This window comes from Rhizobium centroccidentale, from assembly GCF_030182565.1.
Taxonomy (GTDB): Bacteria; Pseudomonadota; Alphaproteobacteria; order Rhizobiales; family Rhizobiaceae; genus Rhizobium.
Genome location: NZ_JAQJCG010000011.1, coordinates 122321 through 141991, shown reverse-complemented (window position 1 = coordinate 141991; position 19671 = coordinate 122321). Strand labels below are relative to the sequence as shown.

General features: G+C 59.3%; 24 protein-coding genes. 9 read left to right on the top strand and 15 right to left on the bottom strand.

The genetic code is table 11. The features are described from left to right. Positions 1-72 precede the first annotated feature (72 nt). Complete coding sequence (locus PH562_RS16440) at positions 73-1230, bottom strand: pyridoxal phosphate-dependent aminotransferase (protein ID WP_285174174.1); 1158 nt, start codon at positions 1228-1230, stop codon at positions 73-75. A 212-nt stretch (positions 1231-1442) separates the two neighbouring features. On the opposite strand from PH562_RS16440, the gene PH562_RS16435 reads away from it, so the two are divergent. The 7 genes from PH562_RS16435 to PH562_RS16405 all read left to right on the top strand — a co-directional run bounded on the left by PH562_RS16435 (position 1443) and on the right by PH562_RS16405 (position 7344). Next, positions 1443-2210: a DsbA family protein gene (locus PH562_RS16435; protein ID WP_285174173.1), complete on the top strand. Its 768-nt coding sequence runs from the start codon at positions 1443-1445 to the stop codon at positions 2208-2210. 206 nt (positions 2211-2416) lie between these two features. Beyond that, positions 2417-2854, top strand: a complete 438-nt coding sequence (aroQ, locus tag PH562_RS16430; RefSeq protein ID WP_184701896.1) for a type II 3-dehydroquinate dehydratase — start codon at positions 2417-2419, stop codon at positions 2852-2854. 24 nt (positions 2855-2878) lie between these two features. Further along, positions 2879-3352, top strand: coding sequence for an acetyl-CoA carboxylase biotin carboxyl carrier protein (gene accB, locus PH562_RS16425; RefSeq protein WP_285174172.1), 474 nt, complete (start codon positions 2879-2881; stop codon positions 3350-3352). A 9-nt stretch (positions 3353-3361) separates the two neighbouring features. Further along, positions 3362-4714, top strand: a complete 1353-nt coding sequence (gene accC, locus PH562_RS16420; protein WP_113233002.1) for an acetyl-CoA carboxylase biotin carboxylase subunit — start codon at positions 3362-3364, stop codon at positions 4712-4714. 2 nt (positions 4715-4716) lie between these two features. Then, positions 4717-5361: a leucyl/phenylalanyl-tRNA--protein transferase gene (gene aat, locus PH562_RS16415; protein WP_113233003.1), complete on the top strand. Its 645-nt coding sequence runs from the start codon at positions 4717-4719 to the stop codon at positions 5359-5361. 49 nt (positions 5362-5410) lie between these two features. Beyond that, complete coding sequence (locus tag PH562_RS16410) at positions 5411-6370, top strand: DUF2167 domain-containing protein (RefSeq protein WP_285174171.1); 960 nt, start codon at positions 5411-5413, stop codon at positions 6368-6370. A gap of 131 nt (positions 6371-6501) precedes the next feature. Then, positions 6502-7344 (top strand): DUF1062 domain-containing protein, encoded by an 843-nt coding sequence (locus tag PH562_RS16405; RefSeq protein WP_350223776.1) that lies wholly within the window; start codon positions 6502-6504, stop codon positions 7342-7344. A gap of 66 nt (positions 7345-7410) precedes the next feature. Here the strand turns inward: PH562_RS16405 and PH562_RS16400 are convergent, their stop codons facing one another. The 6 genes from PH562_RS16400 to PH562_RS16375 form a co-directional block, all read right to left on the bottom strand. Then, positions 7411-7851, bottom strand: a complete 441-nt coding sequence (locus tag PH562_RS16400; RefSeq protein WP_285174170.1) for a DUF2155 domain-containing protein — start codon at positions 7849-7851, stop codon at positions 7411-7413. A gap of 102 nt (positions 7852-7953) precedes the next feature. After that, entirely contained in the window at positions 7954-8352 is a 399-nt protein-coding gene (locus PH562_RS16395; protein WP_113233007.1) for an NADH:ubiquinone oxidoreductase subunit NDUFA12, read from the bottom strand. 106 nt (positions 8353-8458) lie between these two features. After that, on the bottom strand, positions 8459-8926 hold the full coding sequence (locus PH562_RS16390; protein WP_285174169.1) for a GNAT family N-acetyltransferase: 468 nt from the start codon (positions 8924-8926) through the stop codon (positions 8459-8461). 20 nt (positions 8927-8946) lie between these two features. Beyond that, positions 8947-9450 carry a GNAT family N-acetyltransferase gene (locus tag PH562_RS16385; RefSeq protein ID WP_285174168.1) on the bottom strand — a complete coding sequence of 168 codons (504 nt, stop codon included), beginning with the start codon at positions 9448-9450 and terminating at the stop codon, positions 8947-8949. A 3-nt stretch (positions 9451-9453) separates the two neighbouring features. Then, positions 9454-10959, bottom strand: coding sequence for an Asp-tRNA(Asn)/Glu-tRNA(Gln) amidotransferase subunit GatB (gene gatB, locus PH562_RS16380; protein WP_113233010.1), 1506 nt, complete (start codon positions 10957-10959; stop codon positions 9454-9456). An 86-nt stretch (positions 10960-11045) separates the two neighbouring features. Further along, complete coding sequence (locus PH562_RS16375) at positions 11046-11555, bottom strand: GNAT family N-acetyltransferase (RefSeq protein ID WP_285174167.1); 510 nt, start codon at positions 11553-11555, stop codon at positions 11046-11048. Positions 11556-11855: 300 nt separating this feature from the next. On the opposite strand from PH562_RS16375, the gene PH562_RS16370 reads away from it, so the two are divergent. Then, positions 11856-12113, top strand: coding sequence for a YjhX family toxin (locus PH562_RS16370; protein WP_285174166.1), 258 nt, complete (start codon positions 11856-11858; stop codon positions 12111-12113). A 60-nt stretch (positions 12114-12173) separates the two neighbouring features. On the opposite strand, the gene PH562_RS16365 is transcribed toward PH562_RS16370, so the two are convergent. The 4 genes from PH562_RS16365 to PH562_RS16350 form a co-directional block, all read right to left on the bottom strand. Beyond that, positions 12174-14177, bottom strand: coding sequence for a DUF4139 domain-containing protein (locus PH562_RS16365; RefSeq protein WP_285174165.1), 2004 nt, complete (start codon positions 14175-14177; stop codon positions 12174-12176). A gap of 216 nt (positions 14178-14393) precedes the next feature. Then, on the bottom strand, positions 14394-15875 hold the full coding sequence (gene gatA / locus PH562_RS16360; protein ID WP_285174164.1) for an Asp-tRNA(Asn)/Glu-tRNA(Gln) amidotransferase subunit GatA: 1482 nt from the start codon (positions 15873-15875) through the stop codon (positions 14394-14396). A gap of 58 nt (positions 15876-15933) precedes the next feature. After that, positions 15934-16221: an Asp-tRNA(Asn)/Glu-tRNA(Gln) amidotransferase subunit GatC gene (gene gatC / locus PH562_RS16355; protein WP_015339557.1), complete on the bottom strand. Its 288-nt coding sequence runs from the start codon at positions 16219-16221 to the stop codon at positions 15934-15936. 87 nt (positions 16222-16308) lie between these two features. Continuing rightward, positions 16309-17019 carry a metal-dependent hydrolase gene (locus PH562_RS16350; RefSeq protein ID WP_285174163.1) on the bottom strand — a complete coding sequence of 237 codons (711 nt, stop codon included), beginning with the start codon at positions 17017-17019 and terminating at the stop codon, positions 16309-16311. Between the two features lie 205 nt (positions 17020-17224). Here PH562_RS16350 and ruvX point away from each other — a divergent pair, with 205 nt between their 5' ends. Beyond that, positions 17225-17722, top strand: a complete 498-nt coding sequence (gene ruvX, locus PH562_RS16345) for a Holliday junction resolvase RuvX (protein ID WP_285174162.1) — start codon at positions 17225-17227, stop codon at positions 17720-17722. Here ruvX and PH562_RS16340 read toward each other — a convergent pair. From PH562_RS16340 to PH562_RS16325, 4 genes are all read right to left on the bottom strand, one after another. Continuing rightward, positions 17656-17991, bottom strand: coding sequence for a DUF6105 family protein (locus tag PH562_RS16340; protein WP_113233016.1), 336 nt, complete (start codon positions 17989-17991; stop codon positions 17656-17658). The genes ruvX and PH562_RS16340 overlap by 67 nt on opposite strands. Positions 17992-18291: 300 nt before the next feature. Next, positions 18292-18948, bottom strand: a complete 657-nt coding sequence (locus PH562_RS16335) for a TetR/AcrR family transcriptional regulator (protein ID WP_285174161.1) — start codon at positions 18946-18948, stop codon at positions 18292-18294. A 154-nt stretch (positions 18949-19102) separates the two neighbouring features. After that, entirely contained in the window at positions 19103-19297 is a 195-nt protein-coding gene (locus tag PH562_RS16330) for a type II toxin-antitoxin system RelE/ParE family toxin (protein WP_374817072.1), read from the bottom strand. Between the two features lie 94 nt (positions 19298-19391). Further along, positions 19392-19637 (bottom strand): type II toxin-antitoxin system ParD family antitoxin, encoded by a 246-nt coding sequence (locus tag PH562_RS16325; RefSeq protein ID WP_285174160.1) that lies wholly within the window; start codon positions 19635-19637, stop codon positions 19392-19394. Between the last annotated feature and the right edge of the window lie 34 nt (positions 19638-19671).

Genomic DNA, 19671 nt, shown 5'->3' with positions numbered 1-19671 from the left:
GCCAAAGCGCATACAGCCCTTCGGCTTGCGAAAGCACTTTCACAAGCTGGGACAAGCTGTTGATCGCGGATTCTATTTCAGCCAGGCCGCCATGCGTTCGGTGGCTTCCTCGATCTCGGCATTCGAGCCGGCGTAGGAGAAACGCATCGCCCGATGTCCTTCCACGGGATCGAAGTCGAGGCCGGGCGTGGCGGCGACATTGATTTCGGCCAGCATCTTTTGTGCGAAGACCATGCTGTCGTTCGTGAAACGGCTGACATCGACATAGGCGTAGAAAGCGCCGTCCATCGGCGAGGCAATGCGAAAGCCGATTTCCGGCAGCCGACGCATGAGAAAATCGCGGTTGCGGCCGTAGCTCTCGCGATAGACATCCAGTTCGGCGCCAGCGCTGAGCGCTGCCTCGGCGGCAATCTGCGACAATTCCGGCGCGGAAATGTAAAGGCTCTGGGCCACCCGTTCGATGGGGCGAACCAGCCGCTCCGGCAAAACCATCCAACCGATGCGCCAGCCGGTCATGCAATAATATTTCGAGAAGGAATTGATGACGATCGCCTCGTCGGTCAACTCCAGCGCACTCGTCTCCTCGCCGACGAAGGTCAGCCCATGGTAGATCTCGTCGGAGATGAAGGCGATGGAACGATCCGCGCAATAATCGGCCAGCGCCTTCAGCGCCGCCCTGCCCGTCACCGTGCCTGTGGGATTGGCTGGGCTTGCCGAAAGCACGCCCTTCAGCCGCTTGCCGCTTTCAGCCTGCGCCGCCTCCAGGCTCTCAGGCGTGAGCGTAAACTGCGTCTCCTCCGTGACCGGCACTTCGACGACATCGAGGCCGAGTGCGGCAAGGATGTTGCGATAGGCCGGATAGCCGGGCCGTGCGATCGCAACGCTATCGCCGGCGTCGAACAAGGTCAGGAAGGCAAGATTGAATCCGGCCGACGATCCGGTGGTGATGGCTATCCGCTTCGAGTCGATGCTGAGGCCGTGGCGAGCCTTATAATGGGCGGAAAGCGCCTGCCGCAGAGCCAGAGTGCCGAGCGCGTCCGTATAGCCGATGCGGCCATGGCCGAGGGCTGCGTGCGCCGCCTCCAATGCTGCCTGGGGTGCTGGATGCGAGGGTTGCCCGACCGCCATCGAAATGACCGGGTGCCCGGCCTGGCGGCGTCGCGTCGCCTCCGCCAGCACATCCATGGCATGGAAGGGTTCGACATCGCTGCGCTTGGATAGGGAAAACAAGGTCAATTCTCTTTCGGATCGGATTGGCGATCGACATTTGCCGCAATATCGGCTCGTTCACAATCCTGCGATTGCGGCTTTGTCGTGAAAATTCCTGTTTCTGGAAGTAAGGACGCACCGTAAATTGTCGATGCCTATTTGCGGATGTTAACCCGACGATGTTATTGCGCATCCGAGAATGACGTCTCCGCCCAGATCCAAACGAGGACCCAATGACCTTTTCTCTCAAAAGCCTGCTGACGGTTTCGGCGATTGCCCTGACAGCATCCTTCGCCACGATCCAGCCGGCCGCCGCGCTGGACGACCAGCAGAAGAAGGAAATCGGGGATTTCATCAAGGAATATCTCGTCGAGCATCCGGAGGTGCTGCTGGATGCGCAGGCCGCGCTCGAAAAGAAGCAGGACGAAGCTCGCATTGCGCAGTCGGCCGAGGTGATCACCCAGAACAAGGATGCGATCTTCAACTCCAAGGATGACATGGCCATCGGCAATCCGAAGGGCGATATCACCGTTGTCGAGTTCTTCGACTATAACTGCACCTATTGCCGGCATGCGCTGGGGGACATGGACAAGCTCCTGCAGCAGGATAAGAATGTTCGTTTCGTGCTGAAGGAATTCCCGATCCTCGGTCAGGATTCGGTTGCCGCTTCCCGGGTGTCCGGCGCGTTCCGTCTGCTCGCGCCGGAAAAATATGCCGAGTTCCATCACAAGCTGTTGGGCAGCGACGGCCGCGCTTCCGAAGATACCGCCATCGATGTCGCCACCTCGCTTGGTGTCAGCGAAGCTGCTATCCGCGCTGAAATGGCAAAAGCGCCGAATACCGCCATGATCAAGGCCACCTACCAGCTTGCCACCGATCTTGGCGTCAATGGCACGCCCGCCTATGTCATCGGCAACGAGATGGTTTCGGGCGCGATCGGGCTCGATGCCATCAAGGAGAAGATCGCCAACGTTCGCAGCTGCGGCAAAACGAGCTGCTGAACAGCGCAAAATTCGACCCTCAAAAACGGGTAAGCAAAGGGCCTATCCATTTTTAAGAGCTTCGGAACGGCGCCGTGGCATGGCATGGCGCAAAAATGCCAAAATCACGGCGTTTCCACACCTAGAGACACGCAACCTTCTCACCAGGGCTTTCCTACAGAGCCTTGGGAGTCTATAGGTTGCGCTGCACTTTGACGGAACCACTGATGGCGCAAACTATTTTCGTCCTGAACGGACCCAATTTAAATGCTCTCGGCAAGCGCGAGCCGGGCATCTATGGCGGCAAGACGCTCAAGGATATCGAAGCCGACTGCAAGGCCGCAGGTGAAAGCCTGGGCTTCATCATCGATTTCCGCCAGAGCAATCACGAAGGCGTGCTGGTCGACTGGATGCACGAAGCCGGCGACAAGGCCGCCGGTGTCGCGATCAATCCCGGCGCCTATGGTCACACGTCGATCGCGCTGCATGACGCGATCCGCGCCATTTCCATTCCCGTCGTGGAGGTGCATATCTCCAATATCCACGCACGCGAAGAATTCCGGCACAAATCGATGATCGCGCCCGCCGCAAAGGGCATGATCTGCGGTTTCGGACCTCATAGCTACATCCTGGCGCTTCAAGCGCTGAAATCCATCACCCAATAACAAAAATACAGGGCAAGAAATCCAATGGCTGAAAAGAAATCGGGTATCGACCAGGCGCTGATTCGCGATCTCGCCAACATTCTTAACGACACGGATCTCACCGAAATCGAAGTCGAGCAGGAAGATTTGCGTATCCGCGTGTCGCGCGCCGGCACGACGCAGTACGTTCAGGCGCCGATTGGCGCTCCAGTCGCTTACGCCGCGCCTGCTGCCGCTGCAGCAGCGCCGGCAGCCGCTGCCCCCGCAGGCCAGACCCGCAATCCCGACAACGTCGTCAGCGCGCCGATGGTCGGCACCGCCTATCTGGCGCCGGCACCGGGCTCTGCAGCCTTCATCCAGGTCGGTGCATCCGTCAAGGAAGGCCAGACGCTGCTCATCATCGAAGCAATGAAGACGATGAACCAGATTCCCGCGCCGAAGTCCGGTACGGTGACTGAAATCCTCGTTCAGGATGGCCGTCCGGTCGAGTACGGCGAAGCCCTGGTCGTCATCGAGTAAGGTCGGCCCATGCCCGTTATTTCGAAGATTCTCATAGCCAATCGCGGAGAGATCGCTCTGCGCGTGCTGCGCGCCTGCAAGGAGCTTGGCATTGCGACCGTTGCGGTGCATTCGACCGCTGATGGCGATGCGATGCATGTGCGCCTGGCAGATGAAAGCGTTTGCATCGGCCCGCCGCCGTCGCGCGACAGCTATCTCAACATCCACCAGATTGTTGCCGCTTGTGAAATCACCGGCGCGGACGCCGTGCATCCCGGCTATGGCTTCCTGTCGGAAAATGCCAAGTTCGCCGATATTCTCGATGCGCACGGCATCACCTTCATCGGCCCGACGGCGGAGCATATCCGCATCATGGGCGACAAGATCACCGCCAAGACCACGGCACAGCAGCTCGGCATTCCGGTCGTCCCCGGTTCCGACGGCGAAGTGAAGACCGAGGCGGATGCGCTGAAGACGGCGCGCGAGATCGGCTATCCGGTGCTTATCAAGGCAACCGCCGGCGGCGGCGGCCGCGGCATGAAGGTCGCCCGCACCGAAGGAGACCTGATCGAGGCCTGGTCGACGGCCCGCACGGAGGCCGCAGCCGCTTTCGGCAACGAATCCGTCTACATGGAAAAGTACCTCGGCAAGCCCCGCCACATCGAGATCCAGGTTTTCGGTGACGGCGAAGGCAATGCCATCCATCTCGGCGAGCGCGACTGCTCTCTGCAGCGTCGCCACCAGAAGGTTTGGGAGGAGGCCAATTCTCCGGCCCTCAACGTCGAGCAGCGCATGAAGATCGGCCAGATCTGCGCCGACGCGATGAAGAAGCTTAAGTATCGCGGCGCCGGCACCATCGAGTTCCTCTACGAGAACGGCGAGTTCTATTTCATCGAAATGAACACCCGCCTGCAGGTGGAGCATCCGGTCACGGAAGCCATCACCGGTATCGATCTCGTGCACGAACAGATCCGCGTTGCCTCCGGCGGCGGTCTCTCCGTGACGCAGGACGAGGTGCATTTCCAAGGCCATGCCATCGAATGCCGCATCAATGCCGAGGACGCGCGTACCTTCGTCCCCTCGCCCGGCACGATCACGCATTTCCATGCTCCCGGCGGCCTTGGCGTTCGCATCGATTCCGGCGCCTATCAGGGCTACAAGATCCCCCCCTACTACGACAGTCTAATCGGCAAGCTGATCGTGCACGGCCGCACCCGCGTCGAATGCATGATGCGCCTGCGGCGTGCGCTTGACGAATTCGTAGTGGACGGCATCAAGACCACCCTGCCGCTCTTCCAGGATCTGGTTTCCAACCAGGATATCGCCAACGGCGATTACGATATCCACTGGCTGGAAAACTACCTGGCGAAAACATCGGCCTAGCGATGCCCGGAGCGCGCGGCAGACATCCCGGCATTACCCCGGAGATCCTGTTGCGCGCCTATTCCATCGGGCTTTTCCCGATGGCCGAATCGGCAGACGATCCGGAAATCTTCTGGGTCGAGCCGGAATTGCGAGGCATCATCCCTCTGGATACGTTTCACGTCTCCAAGAGCCTCGCCAAGAAGATCCGCCAACACCCCTTTGACATTCGTTTCGATACCGATTTCGAGGCGGTCATCGCCGCCTGCGCTGAAGAGACGAGCGATCGCCCCAGTACCTGGATCAACGACACGATCCGCACGCTCTACGCCACCCTGCACGATATCGGCCATGCCCATTCCGTCGAAGCCTGGGAAGGTGACCGGTTGGTCGGCGGTCTCTATGGCGTTTCGCTGGGATCGGCCTTCTTTGGCGAAAGCATGTTTTCCCGCCGTACGGACGCCTCCAAGATTTGTCTCGTCTATCTGGTAGAGCGTCTGCGCGAACGTGGCTTCACTTTGCTCGACACGCAATTCACCACGGAGCACCTGAAGACATTCGGTGCGATCGACGTAGCGAAGGACGCCTATGCCAAGATGCTGGAGAAGGCGATGGAATCGCCCAATCTCAGCTTCACCGACGGTGGAAATCTGCCCGAAATGAATTGATTCCGAAAAGGACTGCCTTAAGTTCGGCACGACAGCCGAGGGTAGAATCGTGAAGAGCCATATTGCAATTTTCTTTCTCACCGCGTTGACCATCGCGACGCAGGCCAATGCCAAATCATTCCACGACATGTTCGGAACCGAGCCGCCGGCGGGTGACGAAGGCGCCGTGCTTAAAACGCTGGATTTCCAGCAGGGCGCGATCAAAATCCCCACCGCCAATGCCACGCTGAATGTCTCTGACCAGTTCTACTATCTCAATCCGCAGGATTCGAAGAAGGTGCTGGTCGAGCTCTGGGGCAATCCGGAAAGTTCGGTCGGCAATCCGCTCGGCATGATCTTCCCGGTGAAATACCCGCCGACCGACCCACATTCCTGGGGTTCCGTCATCGACTATGACGGCAGTGGCTATGTCTCCGATGAGGATGCCGCATCGACCGATTACGACGATCTGCTGAAAAAGATCCAGGACGCGATCAAGGAAGCGAATCCCGAACGCGAACAGCAGGGTTTCGATCCGATCACGCTGGTCGGCTGGGCAGAACCGCCACATTACGACAAGGCGACCCATGCCCTGCACTGGGCGCGCGATCTGATTTTCGGCAAGGATCCCAATGCCGGCCACACGCTGAACTATTCCGTGCGCGTGCTGGGGCGCGAAGGCGTCACGGAGCTAGATTTCGTTGCCGGACTGGATCAGTTGCAGGAAATCAACGCCGCTATCCCTAACGTCATCAACACCGTCCAATATGATAGCGGCAAGCGCTATGCCGACTTCACCAATGGCGACAAGATCGCCGCTTACAGCATGGCAGGCATGATTGCTGCCGGTGCGGGCGTGAAGGTTGCGGCAAAGCTTGGTCTGCTTGCAGTCGTTCTCGGCTTCTTCAAGAGTTTTGGCGTTGCTCTTCTGGCGTTGAAGAAAGGCCTCATCGTCGTGCTGGCGGGTGTCGTCGCAGCCGGTCGCAAGATCCTGGGTCTGTTTCGCCGCAAGGGGAATACGGACGCCTGAAGCAATCCACGCCTGAAGTCTTTTGCGGCTTCAAATTCTGATTGTGGTCTGCTATCCCTCCTGTTGAAGAGCGTGGGTGCATAGAGGTTCCACTTTGCCGTCGTAAATACCGGTCTCATCCAAATCACCCAGTGCATCGGGGCGGCGCAGCGCCGTCCGATGCATGTTCATGTCCATCGGGTGATGGCCTGAGACCGGTTTGGCATTGTCAAAACACGCCTAATGCAGCTACCGCTGTCTCAGCTCTTCAGCCGTCCCGCAACATCGCCATACCGCGCCCTGACGGGCTTGTCTCACCGCCAGCTTGGTGGACTTCCAGACGGAAGACCAAGACGGTATGTGCAATATTCTTCAGGTCCGTTGGACCCTTACGCCCAAAACATCGCCTCAGCCATGGATCGCCTGCAGCGGCTGCGGGATCTCCAAAACCCTTCAGATCGAGCGGCAAGATCAGGCTCAACGCCAATGGCAAGCGCCTCGATGCCTGGCTCGTCTATAAGTGCATCGATTGCGACAAGACATGGAACCGAACGCTCTTCGAGCGCCGGACCGTTCACGGCCTTGCCCCGTCCACACTCGAGGCACTGCAACGCAGCGATCCAGAGTGGGTGCGAGCGCAGGAATTCGACCTCGATGGATTGAAGCGGAAAGTAAAACGTATCGACGAGCCGCCCGACGTTATCATCCAGAAGGAGGCGATACGTGCGGCAAGCGGCTGGACTTTGCTTGATATCGAGATATCAGCCCAATTCCCGATAAACCTGCGTCTTGATCGGCTGCTTGCATCGGAGTTGGTGATCTCGCGCTCGCGGCTTCAGGCCCTTCGCGATGGAGGCAGATTGAGAATCCATTCGGACCACAGCGAAGTGTTTCGTCATAAGGTCAAAGACGGCATGAGGATCATTCTCGACTTATCGGAGGTTGCCGATCGTCAGGCGATAGGTGAAGCCGCCGCCAATTCGGATCGCGGTTAAAACGATGCCCGCAGAAGCAAAGCTTCTGCGGGCCGCATGATCCTACTGTGAATGTTTCGAAACCGATTACTTCGCGCCAGCGGTATCCGGCGCCGGGACGTCCGACTTCTGTTTGCACTCTTTCAGCCAGACGTCATAGATCGGATGCTCCACGGCGTTGAGGCCGGGGCTGTCGGCGAACATCCAGCCGGTGAAGATGCGGCGGATACGGCGATCGAGGGTGATCTCGTCGACTTCGACGAAACCGTCCACCTTCTGTTGCTCGGTATCATCTCGCGAATAGCAGGCGCGCGGCGTCACCTGCAATGCACCGAACTGCACGGTTTCGTTGACATAGACATCGAAGGTGGTGATGCGGCCGGTGATCTTGTCGAGGCCGGAGAAAACGGCGACGGGATTTGCGATGCGGGCAGCCTCGGCGGTGGAGGCTGCCATGATGCCGACGAAGAGAGCAGTGCCCACTACAGCCACTGCACGCAAAGAAGCGCTCCGCGTGAAAAACATCATATCCGCCACTCTCCGCTTGGTCTCGGTCAAGGCGCCGAGCAAAAGCCGGCCTATGTCGCGCCTAAAGCCCAATTGTGGCCAAAGGACGAGCCGGCTGCGCGCTCAGTTGCCCGGGGTCCAGGCGTCGTAGTCGCCGGTCACGCGCGGACGCTCGCCGGCAACGGCGAGAGAGCCCGGCGGGCGATAGGCCTGCGGCGAGCCTGTGGGATTGGCGCGGTGTTCCTTCTGCCAGTCCTTGGCGACGTAATTCTCCTTGGACGGAGGAACGTCGGTGCGATGATGCATCCAGCCGTGCCAGCCCGGAGGAATGGCTGAAGCTTCGGCATAACCCTTGTAGATCACCCAGCGCTTCGGAAGGCCATAGGAGGACGTGCCGCCTTCGTAATAGACGTTACCGAATTCATCCTCGCCGACACGCTTGCCAAAACGCCAGGTCGCGAAGCGCGTGCCCATGGTCTGACCGTTCCACCAAGTAAATGTCTGTACGATGAAATTCCACATGTCTTTTCCTCGATACCCGCTGAGGGGCGAGCGATACCAGAATTCGATAGTTTGCTTATGCCGCCACCGGGCCTGCTTGTCCAGTGATTCCAGCGGGCAAAAAGCTTCATTTCAATAGCATCTTGAAGCCCAGATGCGTTGGCTTGAAACCAAGTCTTTCATAGAAGCGGTGCGCATCCTTGCGGGCCGCATTCGAGGTCAGCTGCACCATCCGCATGCCGCGGCTTTTTGCCTCGTCGATGCAGAAATTGATCATCGCGGCGCCGATCCCCTGCCCGCGCATATCGGCTCGCGTCTGGACTGCTTCGATGATCATGGCGGAACTACCTCGCCCGGTCAGCGTCGTCGCGATCATTGTCTGGAACGTCCCGACTACTTCGCCGGCGCGTTCGGCGACATAGAGCGTCTGCTCGGGCGACGCCGCGATGGTGCGAAACGCACGGAGGTACTCGTCATAGGCAGAGGCGTCGGTCGTATCTCCATGGCCACCCACGGCGTCGGCGGCAAAGAGGCCGATCAGAGCACGAAGGTCGGCTTCCTTCGCTTCGCGGATCACCAGGCAGGCGTCTTCCATGAACGGTCTCGTCTATTATTTCAGTGGGCCGCCAATGGCTTCTCGAATATCAGCGCCGGAATGCCCGATTGCCCGTTGCCGCAGTTTTCCGTGCGGCCGACCTCGACAAAGCCATGAGCTTGATAAAAAGCGATCGCGGGTTCGTTCTGCGGCTCGACTTCGAGACGCATGATCTCCGCATCCGGAAAGCACGTCTCCAGTTCCGCAAAGATATCGCGACCAATGCCCTCTCGCTGATGCTTGGGGCTGACATAGAGCATGTAGAGCATGACTGTTTTCGTCATCTCTTTGGACATGGCAGCGTAGCCCATGCCGCCGATCGTCCTGCCGTCATCGGCAACGAGGAATTCCGAGTTCTTGTTCGCCAGCCGCGCCTTCAGCGAAGCCGGCGAATGCCAGGAGGCGTGCAGTTCGCTGACCTTTTCCGGCCCGTAGATCCGGTCATAGGTCGCATGCCAAGTTTCGCCAAGCAGAGCGCGGACCTTTTCCAGGTCCTGCTCGCTGGCGGTGCGGACGAAGAACACCGCTTATTCCTCTTCGATGCCGAGCTTGGCCTTGACCAGCGCCTGGACGGCCTGCGGATTGGCCTTGCCGCCGGTCGATTTCATCACCTGGCCGACGAACCAGCCGGCAAGCGTCGGTTTGGCCTTGACCTTGGCGACCTGATCCGGGTTGGCGGCGATGATCTCGTCGACGGCCTTTTCGATGGCGCCGGTGTCGGTGACCTGCTTCATGCCGCGCGCCTCGACGATCTCGGCCGGATCGCCGCCTTCGTTGAGCACGATTTCGAACAAATCCTTGGCGATCTTGCCGGATATGGTTTCGGCCTTGATGAGATCGATGATCGCGCCGAGCTGGGCGGGCGAAACCGGAGTCTCCTCAATGTCTTTGCCGGTTCTGTTCAGAGCGCCCAGCAAGTCGTTGATGACCCAGTTGGCCGCCATCTTGCCATCGCGGCCAGCGGCAACGGCTTCGAAATAATCGGCAATCGCCTTTTCCGAGACGAGCACGGACGCGTCGTAGATCGAGAGGCCGAGCTCGCGGACGAAACGCTCCTTCTTGTCGTCGGGCAGCTCAGGCAGATGCTCGGCAAGCTCAGCAACGAAAGCGTCGTCGAATTCGAGCGGCAGCAGATCTGGATCGGGGAAATAGCGGTAGTCATGCGCATCTTCCTTGGTGCGCAGAGACCGCGTCTCGCCCTTGTTCGGATCGAACAGGCGGGTTTCCTGATCGATGGTGCCGCCGTCTTCCAGAATGCCGATCTGCCGGCGCGCTTCATATTCGATCGCCTGACCGATGAAACGGATGGAGTTGACGTTCTTGATTTCGCAGCGCGTGCCGAACTCGCCGCCCGGACGGCGGACCGAGACGTTGACGTCGGCGCGCATAGAGCCTTCGTCCATGTTGCCGTCGCAGGTGCCGAGATAGCGCACGATCGAGCGCAGCTTGGTCATATAAGCCTTGGCCTCGTCGGACGACCGGATATCCGGCTTGGAGACGATTTCCATCAGCGCGACGCCGGAGCGGTTAAGATCGACGTAGGACATGGTGGCGTGCTGATCGTGCATCGACTTGCCGGCATCCTGTTCCAGATGCAGGCGCTCGATGCCGATCTCGATATCCTCGAACTGGCCCTGACGATCCGGGCCGAGCGAGATCACGATCTTGCCCTCACCGACGATCGGGTCCTTGAACTGCGAAATCTGATAGCCCTGCGGCAGGTCGGGATAGAAATAGTTCTTGCGGTCGAAGATCGAACGCTTGTTGATCTGCGCCTTCAGGCCGAGACCGGTGCGCACGGCCTGTTTGACGCATTCCTCGTTGATAACAGGCAGCATGCCGGGCATGGCGGCATCGACGAGCGACACGTTGGAATTCTGAGGACTGCCGAACTCCGTCGAGGCGCCGGAGAAGAGCTTGGACTTGCTCAGCACCTGGGCGTGGACTTCCATCCCGATAACGACTTCCCAATCACCGGTGGCACCGGGAATGAAGCGTTTCGGATCAGGCGTACGGACGTCGACAATGGTCATAGGAAGCTCTTGTATAATGCTGTTTTCTGCTTTGGTGAGGTAGAGCAATTGGCGAGGCGGCGCAAGGCTTTCGGCGTCGGCGCTTGCTATATGCCCGGGCCATAGGCGCCGTCGCTGTCATCGATCAACGATTTCGAAAGCCCGACCGTCGGCACGTCGCTGTCGAGCTTCGGGGAATAGACGATAGACAGCCAGCGGATTTCGTAGCCGCGTGCCCTGAAGAAGGCGATGGCATCGGTGTTGCCCGCATGGCTCTGCAGCGAAACCTTCTCCAGCCCCTGCCCGCGAACATCTGCTTCGATCCGCGCCAGAAGCGCCGAGCCGAGGCCGCGTCTGACGAAATCCGGATCAATCCAGAAATCGGAAATCGCTTCGTCCAGCGCCTCGCGTGCCGCCCATCCCACAGCCTCGCCATTCAACTCTATCACAGTGATCGTCAGCCATAGATTGCGGGTGAAATTCGTAAAGGCTTCGCTTGCGCTTTCCAACAGCTCGCCCGTGCCGCCGATGGCACCCATGGCCCGCTGCCAGGAGCGCAGGCCGATGCTCGCCAATACTGCCGTTTCACCTTCATGGGCATTGCGAATGTGGATCATCTGGCCCCCGCCATTTGGAGACAGTAAAGCACCCGCGAAAGGCTTTTGCCAGCGGCGAGATTCATCATTTTAGCGGGTGGTAAAAAGGCGAAGCCGGGTTGAAGCTTGACTGCGGAGCACAACCTGTTTTAGAGAGACGCATCAATGGAGTTTTGATGTCTAACTTTTGTCAGTCCCGGTAGAGGCCCCGCTCGCAAGTCTTCTTGCGTGCCGGGCCTGAGAAACGAAGCCCCGACTTCCCCAAGGGAAGGCTCGGATCGTTTTTGCGCGCCCTTTGGCGCTATACGGATTCTGACAACAATGGACATTTCCCGCGCGGAACAGCGCATTCTCCACCTGCTCGCTCAGGGCGGGCGCATCGAACTCGAACGTAGCGATAACAAGAAGATCGAGACCGTCTATTGCTTCACGCGAGACGGCTGGGTCTACCCTGATTTCGACCTCGACCTCTTCCGACGGCTGAAGCGCCTCAAGGCGATAAAATCCACCGACGGCCATCCCTATCGCATCAGCGAAAAAGGATTGCGGCTGGTGAGGGCGCAGTTGAACAATCGATAGAAAAGGCCTGAGAGCCGCCCCTATCGGGCGGCTCTCGCGATTGATGTGAGGGCGCGGCGATCAGAACGTCCTGATGATGTCGGTCACATGGTCGCCCCGACGATCGCTTTCCTGCTGCACCGTATCTCGCCTTTCGTTCATTGCGGCGATTTGATCCTCATTATCCGCCAAGGCCTTCAAATAGCGTTTCTTCAGATCGCTGTTGTCAGGCACGGCGCCAAGATTGCGCCTTATCCTCTCCTGCTCATTGACGGTTTTCTCGATTTCGCTATCGAGGCTCGCCAGTTCGTTCTGGATCGCAATCTGCCTTTTGCGCGCGTCGGCGAGATTTGCGAGCTTGTCGGTCAGAGCCTTGTCATGGGTCGAGGCCGACCACCCGAGCAGCATGTCCGGATCGGTATCGACCAAAGCATAACTGCTGCTCTGAAGCTGCTCGTCGACCGCTGTCAGCACTTTCTCCGTGCCTGCCGACACGACCGCCTTGAGCCGCTGATGCGTTGCCGTCTTGCCGAAGCCTTCAGCCGACGAGAACGACCAGCCGTCCCTAATCGGATGCTCGATGACAACAGTCCGTTCGCCGTCCAGCGCGCCCGATACGGTGTATGTCGTCGTCTGGCGATATTTGACGGTGGCATTCATCACGCCGTCGGCAACTTTCAGCGAGGCAATCTCCTCGGTCGGCGTCTGCTGCTCGCTGATCGTTACCTTACGATCGGTCGCGAAGCTGGCGAGGCGCATGTCGTCCTTCGGCAATGCCGATAGCTGGGAATCGCCGATATAGCCGGTCTTGCTGTCGTATAGCGTCAGAATCCCCGCCGGCATGCTGACGCCGGTGCTGTTCCTGAGCATCACGGCGGCGATGGGATTGCGCAAGCTGCTGCCTGCTCGATACATGTCCACCATGTCGGCTTCCACATCCGCATCCATGATCGGCACCGACAAGGTATCGCCATTGGCCAGATCGTAAGTGCCTGGGAGCTCGAAAGTGGCGGAGATATCGCTTTCGGTCGCAGTGGTGGGATCGGCCACGGCCACTTGCATGGGCGCCGCCGGCCTTTCCAGCTCGTCAGCCGTGTCTACTGCCGCCTTTCGGCTGACGTCGCCCAACATTGCTTTCGCAGGCGCCGGTGCCGCCCGTTCCTCGAAATTCGCCGGCAGGCGCTGCCGGTTGGAAAGATCGCCGCTGTCGGGATCGGGCACATTGTTCGACGCAGTGTTGACAGGCACTTCCTGCCGCTCGCGCCAATAGAGTTGATGCAGACCCTGCTTCAGCGTGACCGGCTCGGCCGAGGTCAGCGTCAGCTTGACGCCCTTCCAATCCTCGCCGCTGGCATTTTCCAGCACCGTCCATGCCTGCAGACGCGCCTTGTCATGCCCATCGATGACGACCTTGTAAGCCGTTTTCCAGATCGGAGACGGGACGACATAAGTCAGGCCGATATCGCCGCTGTTCGTCGCACCATTCACCTTGATATCGATGGCGCGGGTGCCATCATTCTTGCCGCGAGCGATGGCTGCCGCAGCTTTGGCGATCTTCGCTCTCAGTTCGGCATCCTCAAACCGGACAAAGGCATCCTCGCCGAGCGCCAGCGTCTCGACCGCGCCATCCTTGTCGATGACGGTCAACAAGGGCACCGTCGTTTTCTCGTCGACCTTCCTCGTCTCGATGCCGAGAATGTTTCCCTCAACAGTCTTGCCGCCGCTGGTGACCGCCACCTTGCCGCCCTGCAGCGATGTCAGAAGCGACGGCACGGACGAGAGCGCTTCCAGACTGAACGGCAGGCCCTTGAAGGTTTCCTGCAACGGCCGCGGCCCGGCCAGCGACATGCCGGCCACCGAACCAGCGGACCCGTTGACCACGAGGCTCTTCAGGATGTCGTCGACCCGATCAAGGGGAACCTCGATCCGGATCACGCCGTCAGTATTGATATCGGCCGATCTGGAAACCTGGGCCAGGCCGCCCGAAGACAGGATAATGGATCGAATGGCCCCATTGTCGGCCGCCAGCGCAATCGCTGGAGATGACACGCTGAGGAGCAGGATCGTCGTGACTTGCTTGAGCATGAAGAGACCTTCCGATTCGGTTGCAGAGGACGAGACCAAGCGGCTCTCTGCAATTTATGATCGTATTTCGGTCCAAAATGTGATGGCGCGCGGGCGGAATATTGGCACATGAAAAAGGGCCGTCCGGATTTCCGGACGACCCCTTTTTCTATTGGCTTTAAACTCCGCGAAACTTGACGAGATCGTTCATCAAGCTGCTCGTGCCGTTGTGGGTGCTTACCACCACTTCGCCGGCGTGAACTTGCCGGCGGCCTGCTCGATGACGTGAGCGGTCTTGAAGAGGGTTTCTTCTTCGAACGGCTTGCCGATGAGCTGCAGGCCGAGCGGCAGACCCTTCGGGTCGAGGCCGGCGGGAACGGCGATGCCGGGGAGACCGGCCATGTTGACCGTCACCGTGAAAATGTCATTGAGGTACATCTTTACCGGATCCGAAGCGAGATCTTCGTCGGCGATGCCGAAGGCCGAGGATGGGGTCGCGGGCGTGAGGATCGCCTCGACACCGGCGTTGAAGGCCAGTTCGAAATCGCGCTTGATCAGCGTGCGGACCTTCTGAGCGCGCAGGTAATAGGCGTCGTAGTAGCCGGCCGACAGAACGTAGGTGCCGATCATGATGCGGCGCTTCACTTCCTGGCCGAAGCCGGCAGCGCGCGTCTTTTCATACATGTCGACGATGTCCTTGCCGTCGACGCGCAGGCCGTAGCGGACGCCGTCATAGCGGGCGAGGTTCGAGGATGCCTCGGCGGGGGCGACGATGTAGTAGGCCGGCAGCGCATATTTCGTGTGCGGCAGGGAGATGTTGACGATCTCGGCACCGGCGTCCTTCAGCCAAGCGATGCCCTGCTGCCAGAGCGTCTCGATCTCTTCCGGCATGCCATCGACGCGATATTCGTTCGGGATGCCGATCTTCATGCCCTTCAGCGACTGGCCGAGCGCGGCTTCGTAATCCGGTATCGGCAGGTCGACCGAGGTCGTATCCTTCGGGTCGACGCTGGCCATTGACTTCAGCAGGATGGCAGCATCGCGCACGTCGCGGGCGATCGGACCGGCCTGGTCGAGCGACGAGGCGAAGGCGACGATGCCCCAGCGCGAGCAGCGGCCATAGGTCGGCTTGATGCCGACAGTGCCGGTGAAGGCAGCGGGCTGACGGATGGAGCCGCCGGTATCGGTGGCTGTCGCGCCGGCGCAGAGATGTGCGGCAACGGCTGCGGCCGAACCGCCAGACGAGCCGCCGGGAACGAGCTGCTGGTTCGAACCCTTGGCGCGCCAGGGGTTGATCACCGGGCCGTAGTAGGAGCTTTCGTTGGAAGAGCCCATGGCGAACTCGTCCATGTTGAGCTTGCCCAGCATGACGGCGCCGTCATTCCAGAGGTTCTGCGTAACGGTCGATTCATAGTGCGGCTCGAAACCGTCCAGGATGTGGCTGCAGGCCTGCGTATGAATGCCTTCCGTGCCGAACAGGTCCTTGATGCCGAGCGGAATGCCTTCCAGCGCACCGGCTTTGCCTTCCGCAAGGCGAGCGTCCGACACCTTGGCCATTGCCAGCGCCTTTTGCGGCGTCACCTTCACATAGGCATTAAGCTGAGCATTGGCCGCCTCGATCGCCGAGATATAGGCCTCGGTCAGTTCAGTGGCGGTAATCTGCTTGGCGCGCAGCTTGTCGCGGGCTTCGGCAATGGTCAGGCTGGTCAGTTCGCTCATTTTGTTTCGCTTCAGATCTGGGATTGGGCAACGGGTCGGAAAAGGCTCGAAGGAACCGTTATTCGACGACTTTGGGCACCAGGAAGAAATTCTGATCGGTATTCGGCGCATTGGCGACGATGTCGGCAGCCTTGTTGCCGTCCGTTACTTCGTCGGTGCGCTTCTTCATCGCCATCGGCGTGACGGAGGTCATGGCCTCGACGCCATCGACATTCACTTCGGAGAGCTGCTCGACGAAGCCCAGAATGCCGTTCAGCTCGCCCATCATCCGCTGCGCTTCGTCTTCATTGACGGCGATGCGGGCAAGATGGGCGACGCGTTTGACAGTAGCGAGATCGACGGACATGGCATTCTCCGGATAGCAAGATTATCCACCAAAAGTGGATTTGCTTCACGCTATAAAGGCCATGCCCGCCATACGCAACGGGTATCGTCAGGCAGAAATGCTCTCGCCTGCCTTCGGCGCGGCAACCGCAGTCTTCGAACCTTCCATGCCGGCGATGAACTTTTCCGGCGTCGGATCGATGATCGGGAACGTGCCGTAATGGCAGGGAATGGCGGTCTTGAAGTTGAAGAAGCGCTGGCAGGCGAGCGCCGCCACCGCACCGCCCATGGTGAAGCGGTCACCAACTGGCAGGATGCCGATATCGGGCTGATGCAGTTCGTTGATGAGGGCCATATCCGAGAAGATGTCGGTATCGCCCATATGGAACAGCGTCGGCTCGTCATCGAAATGCAGCATCAGGCCATTCGGATTGCCGAGCGCGTGGGAAACGCCATCTTCGGTGATCTGGGCGGAGGAATGCAGCGCATTGGTAAAGGTGGCCGAGAAGCCGCCGAGGCCGACTGTGCCGCCGGTATTGCCCATTTCCAGCTTATCGACGCCCTTGGTGCCGAGCCAGGAGGCGAGGTCGGCATTGGCGAGAACGACCGCGCCAGTATCCTTGGCGATCTGAACCGCATCGCCGACGTGGTCGGCATGGCCGTGCGTCAGCAGGATATGGGTGACGCCTTGCGCAACGTCCTTGATGTTGAGACCGGCGGCGGCAAAGGAGGAATTGTAAGACAGAAATGGATCGATCAGTATTTTTGCCTTGGCCGTTTCAATGCGAAAAGCGGAGTGGCCGAGCCAGGTGATCTTCATTGGATTTCTCCTTATGACTTGATTTGAAATGGTAGGCTGGTGTCCAGAGCATTTCCAGTGGAAACGCTCTATCCATTTGTTCTTCCGCATTTCCCGACGCAAAACCGCTGTGCGCTTTTGCTGGAAATGCTCTAGGAGATATCTCAAACCGCAGCAAAGAAAAGCGGTTAGGACTTCAATTTGTTTTGACAGGAGCACGACCCTGATGACGACGCTGACCATCGAAGATCTAGCCGTGATGCTCCTGCCCGGCCAGCCGATAGCCGGTCTCGACCTCGGCACGAAGACGATCGGGTTGGCCATGTCGGATCTCGGGCGGCGTTTTGCCACGCCTCGCCCCGTCATCAAGCGCGTGAAATTCACGCAGGATGCCGAAACGCTGCTCGCTTTCGCGGAGAAGGAAAAGGTCGCAGCCTTCGTCATAGGGCTCCCAATGAATATGGATGGCTCTGCCGGACCGCGCGTTCAGGCAACGCGCGCCTTCGTGCGCAGCATGTCGGAAAAGACTGCCCTGCCCTTCGTCTTCTGGGATGAGCGACTTTCGACCGTTGCGGCCGAGCGGGCACTGCTGGAAATGGACGTCTCGCGTGCCAAGCGCGCCGAGCGCATCGACTCGGCGGCGGCAAGCTTCATTCTTCAGGGAGCATTGGACAGGTTGTCGGCGCTCGGCAGGGCCGCCTTGCTCAATCCAGACGCCTCCTGACGGCGTTTCCACCATCCGATGATGGCCGCCCGACGACGAAAGCCATAGATTGCAAAGACCAGCAGGCTGTCGAAAGCGATGGCGCGCGCCACAAGCGGCGGGATGGTTTCCGGCGGGATGCCGAGAACGTTACCGTAGATATCGAACACCAGATCGTGCATCTGCCGCGTCAGCATGAAGATGCCGAAGCTCATGTCGTAATACGATAGATAATACCATGCCCCGAGGAACGAGACAGGGGCAGCCCAGCAAATCAACAACCACTTCATGCGGTACCTCTTCGACGCTGAAATTGCGTCGTGCCAGCCGAAAGGACAAACCAGTTCGACAGCGCCATAGCGCTCAACACCATTGTCGGCAGCGTGATATCTAGTGCGAGCACGGCAAAGAACATCACCGCCGTAACGAGAAACACTAATTTAGCGGGTTTTAACGCCATGGCTGCACGCTTGATGGTTAACTAATCGTCTTCCAACAGTGACGAGTTAACCGCTGCGGCGCAATGTAAACCATTTGTTAAGGTTAACAGCGAGGCGGACCTGTGGATATCCCCTGCCCGATGGTCGATATCAGCCGTAGACCCCGCGCACGATCCGCTTCAAGGCCGTTGCCGCCTTCTCCCAATCCTTGCCGTTCTTCAAGACGAGGCCGGCGCATTGGTCGCTGACAGCGGCGGCCAGGACGATATGCTGGATGGCGGCAAAGATCATGGCGTTGACCGCCTGGGCATCGACGCCCTTGGGCGGCACGAGCGAGCCGCGCATGCGCTCGATCCAGCCGGCGAGCGCCTTGGATCGGGCCTCGGACAGCCGGCGCACCTGCTGGCTATTTTCGGAGACTTCCCAGGCGACGATGCGGCGCATCAGCGGATCGGCGCGCAAAGCATCGAGAAACAGCATCGAAAGCCGCTCCATCAGATCGCCATAGGTCAAAAGAAACATGCCGCCGGTGTCGTCAGGAATGCGATCCGTCACCCAGCTGCCGAGATCGGTCCCGATGGCTTCCACGAGGCCGTTCAAGCCGCCGTAATAGCGGTAAATCAGCTGCTTGTCGCAGCCGGCACCGCGGGCGACCGCATTGATACCGAAATTCTGGAACCCCTCCTCCGCCAGAAGGCGTTTGGCGGCATCGAGGATTGCCTGCTCCGTGGCGGCGCGATTGCGCACGCGCTTTTCCACGACAGGCACTTCCAGTGGGATTTTAACAGCAGCGTTTGCGACGGCCATCGACTCGACTCCAATCTGTCACCGAGCGGTGAATAGCAAGCCAAATCGCCGCGAACAACAAAACCGTCAGGTCTCGTGTCCCCCAAACCGCGCGAATCCACAGATTAGAGAAACTGACCAAACCACACTGTCGTTTCGGACGCCAGACATCTCTTCAAAGGTGCCGGCCGACATCCATTCGCCGGTGCAATATGCGAATGATCGCGATTTCACCATCCCGTAAAAGATAGTAGATCACATGGGACCCTACGGCATATTTGAAATAGCCATCACGGATGTCAGCAGGACGACCGTTTTTCAGGCCGGATGCCAATCCCTCGAAAGCCTCGACGATTTCGGCATGGTAGATCTCGGCTTGCCTTACAGATCAGTTCTCGACCGTATATCGCCAGATACCTTCAAGATCGGCCACCGCAAGCGGGGAAAGACCGTGCTTGCGAGGCCTATTCACCATAGGTCGCGCGCATTCGCTTGAGGAACGCCGCGTTATCGAAGGAAGCAACCTCCCCGGATTCCTCACCGGCGATCAACGCATTCTGCAGGGCTTTGACCTTTACCTCGTGCTCTTCAAGCAGCCGCAGACCTGCGCGAACGACATCACTGGCAGAGCCATACCGGCCTGTCTTTGTCTGTGCCTCGATGAAGGCGCTGAAATGATCTCCCAGCGAGACGGATGTGTTGCGAGCCATGAAGCCCTCCTTGCCGATACCAATAGATAATAAA

What these genes read in the sequence shown, in the direction of transcription:
- PH562_RS16435 (WP_285174173.1), top strand. Translation starts at nt 1,443, where the DNA reads ATGACCTTTTCTCTCAAAAGCCTGCTGACGGTTTCGGCGATTGCCCTG.
- aroQ (WP_184701896.1), top strand. Translation starts at nt 2,417, where the DNA reads ATGGCGCAAACTATTTTCGTCCTGAACGGACCCAATTTAAATGCTCTC.
- accB (WP_285174172.1), top strand. Translation starts at nt 2,879, where the DNA reads ATGGCTGAAAAGAAATCGGGTATCGACCAGGCGCTGATTCGCGATCTC.
- accC (WP_113233002.1), top strand. Translation starts at nt 3,362, where the DNA reads ATGCCCGTTATTTCGAAGATTCTCATAGCCAATCGCGGAGAGATCGCT.
- aat (WP_113233003.1), top strand. Translation starts at nt 4,717, where the DNA reads ATGCCCGGAGCGCGCGGCAGACATCCCGGCATTACCCCGGAGATCCTG.
- PH562_RS16400 (WP_285174170.1), bottom strand. Translation starts at nt 7,851, where the DNA reads ATGATGTTTTTCACGCGGAGCGCTTCTTTGCGTGCAGTGGCTGTAGTG.
- PH562_RS16395 (WP_113233007.1), bottom strand. Translation starts at nt 8,352, where the DNA reads ATGTGGAATTTCATCGTACAGACATTTACTTGGTGGAACGGTCAGACC.
- PH562_RS16390 (WP_285174169.1), bottom strand. Translation starts at nt 8,926, where the DNA reads ATGGAAGACGCCTGCCTGGTGATCCGCGAAGCGAAGGAAGCCGACCTT.
- gatB (WP_113233010.1), bottom strand. Translation starts at nt 10,959, where the DNA reads ATGACCATTGTCGACGTCCGTACGCCTGATCCGAAACGCTTCATTCCC.
- PH562_RS16375 (WP_285174167.1), bottom strand. Translation starts at nt 11,555, where the DNA reads ATGATCCACATTCGCAATGCCCATGAAGGTGAAACGGCAGTATTGGCG.
- PH562_RS16370 (WP_285174166.1), top strand. Translation starts at nt 11,856, where the DNA reads ATGGACATTTCCCGCGCGGAACAGCGCATTCTCCACCTGCTCGCTCAG.
- PH562_RS16365 (WP_285174165.1), bottom strand. Translation starts at nt 14,177, where the DNA reads ATGCTCAAGCAAGTCACGACGATCCTGCTCCTCAGCGTGTCATCTCCA.
- gatA (WP_285174164.1), bottom strand. Translation starts at nt 15,875, where the DNA reads ATGAGCGAACTGACCAGCCTGACCATTGCCGAAGCCCGCGACAAGCTG.
- gatC (WP_015339557.1), bottom strand. Translation starts at nt 16,221, where the DNA reads ATGTCCGTCGATCTCGCTACTGTCAAACGCGTCGCCCATCTTGCCCGC.
- PH562_RS16350 (WP_285174163.1), bottom strand. Translation starts at nt 17,019, where the DNA reads ATGAAGATCACCTGGCTCGGCCACTCCGCTTTTCGCATTGAAACGGCC.
- ruvX (WP_285174162.1), top strand. Translation starts at nt 17,225, where the DNA reads ATGACGACGCTGACCATCGAAGATCTAGCCGTGATGCTCCTGCCCGGC.
- PH562_RS16340 (WP_113233016.1), bottom strand. Translation starts at nt 17,991, where the DNA reads ATGAAGTGGTTGTTGATTTGCTGGGCTGCCCCTGTCTCGTTCCTCGGG.
- PH562_RS16335 (WP_285174161.1), bottom strand. Translation starts at nt 18,948, where the DNA reads ATGGCCGTCGCAAACGCTGCTGTTAAAATCCCACTGGAAGTGCCTGTC.
- PH562_RS16325 (WP_285174160.1), bottom strand. Translation starts at nt 19,637, where the DNA reads ATGGCTCGCAACACATCCGTCTCGCTGGGAGATCATTTCAGCGCCTTC.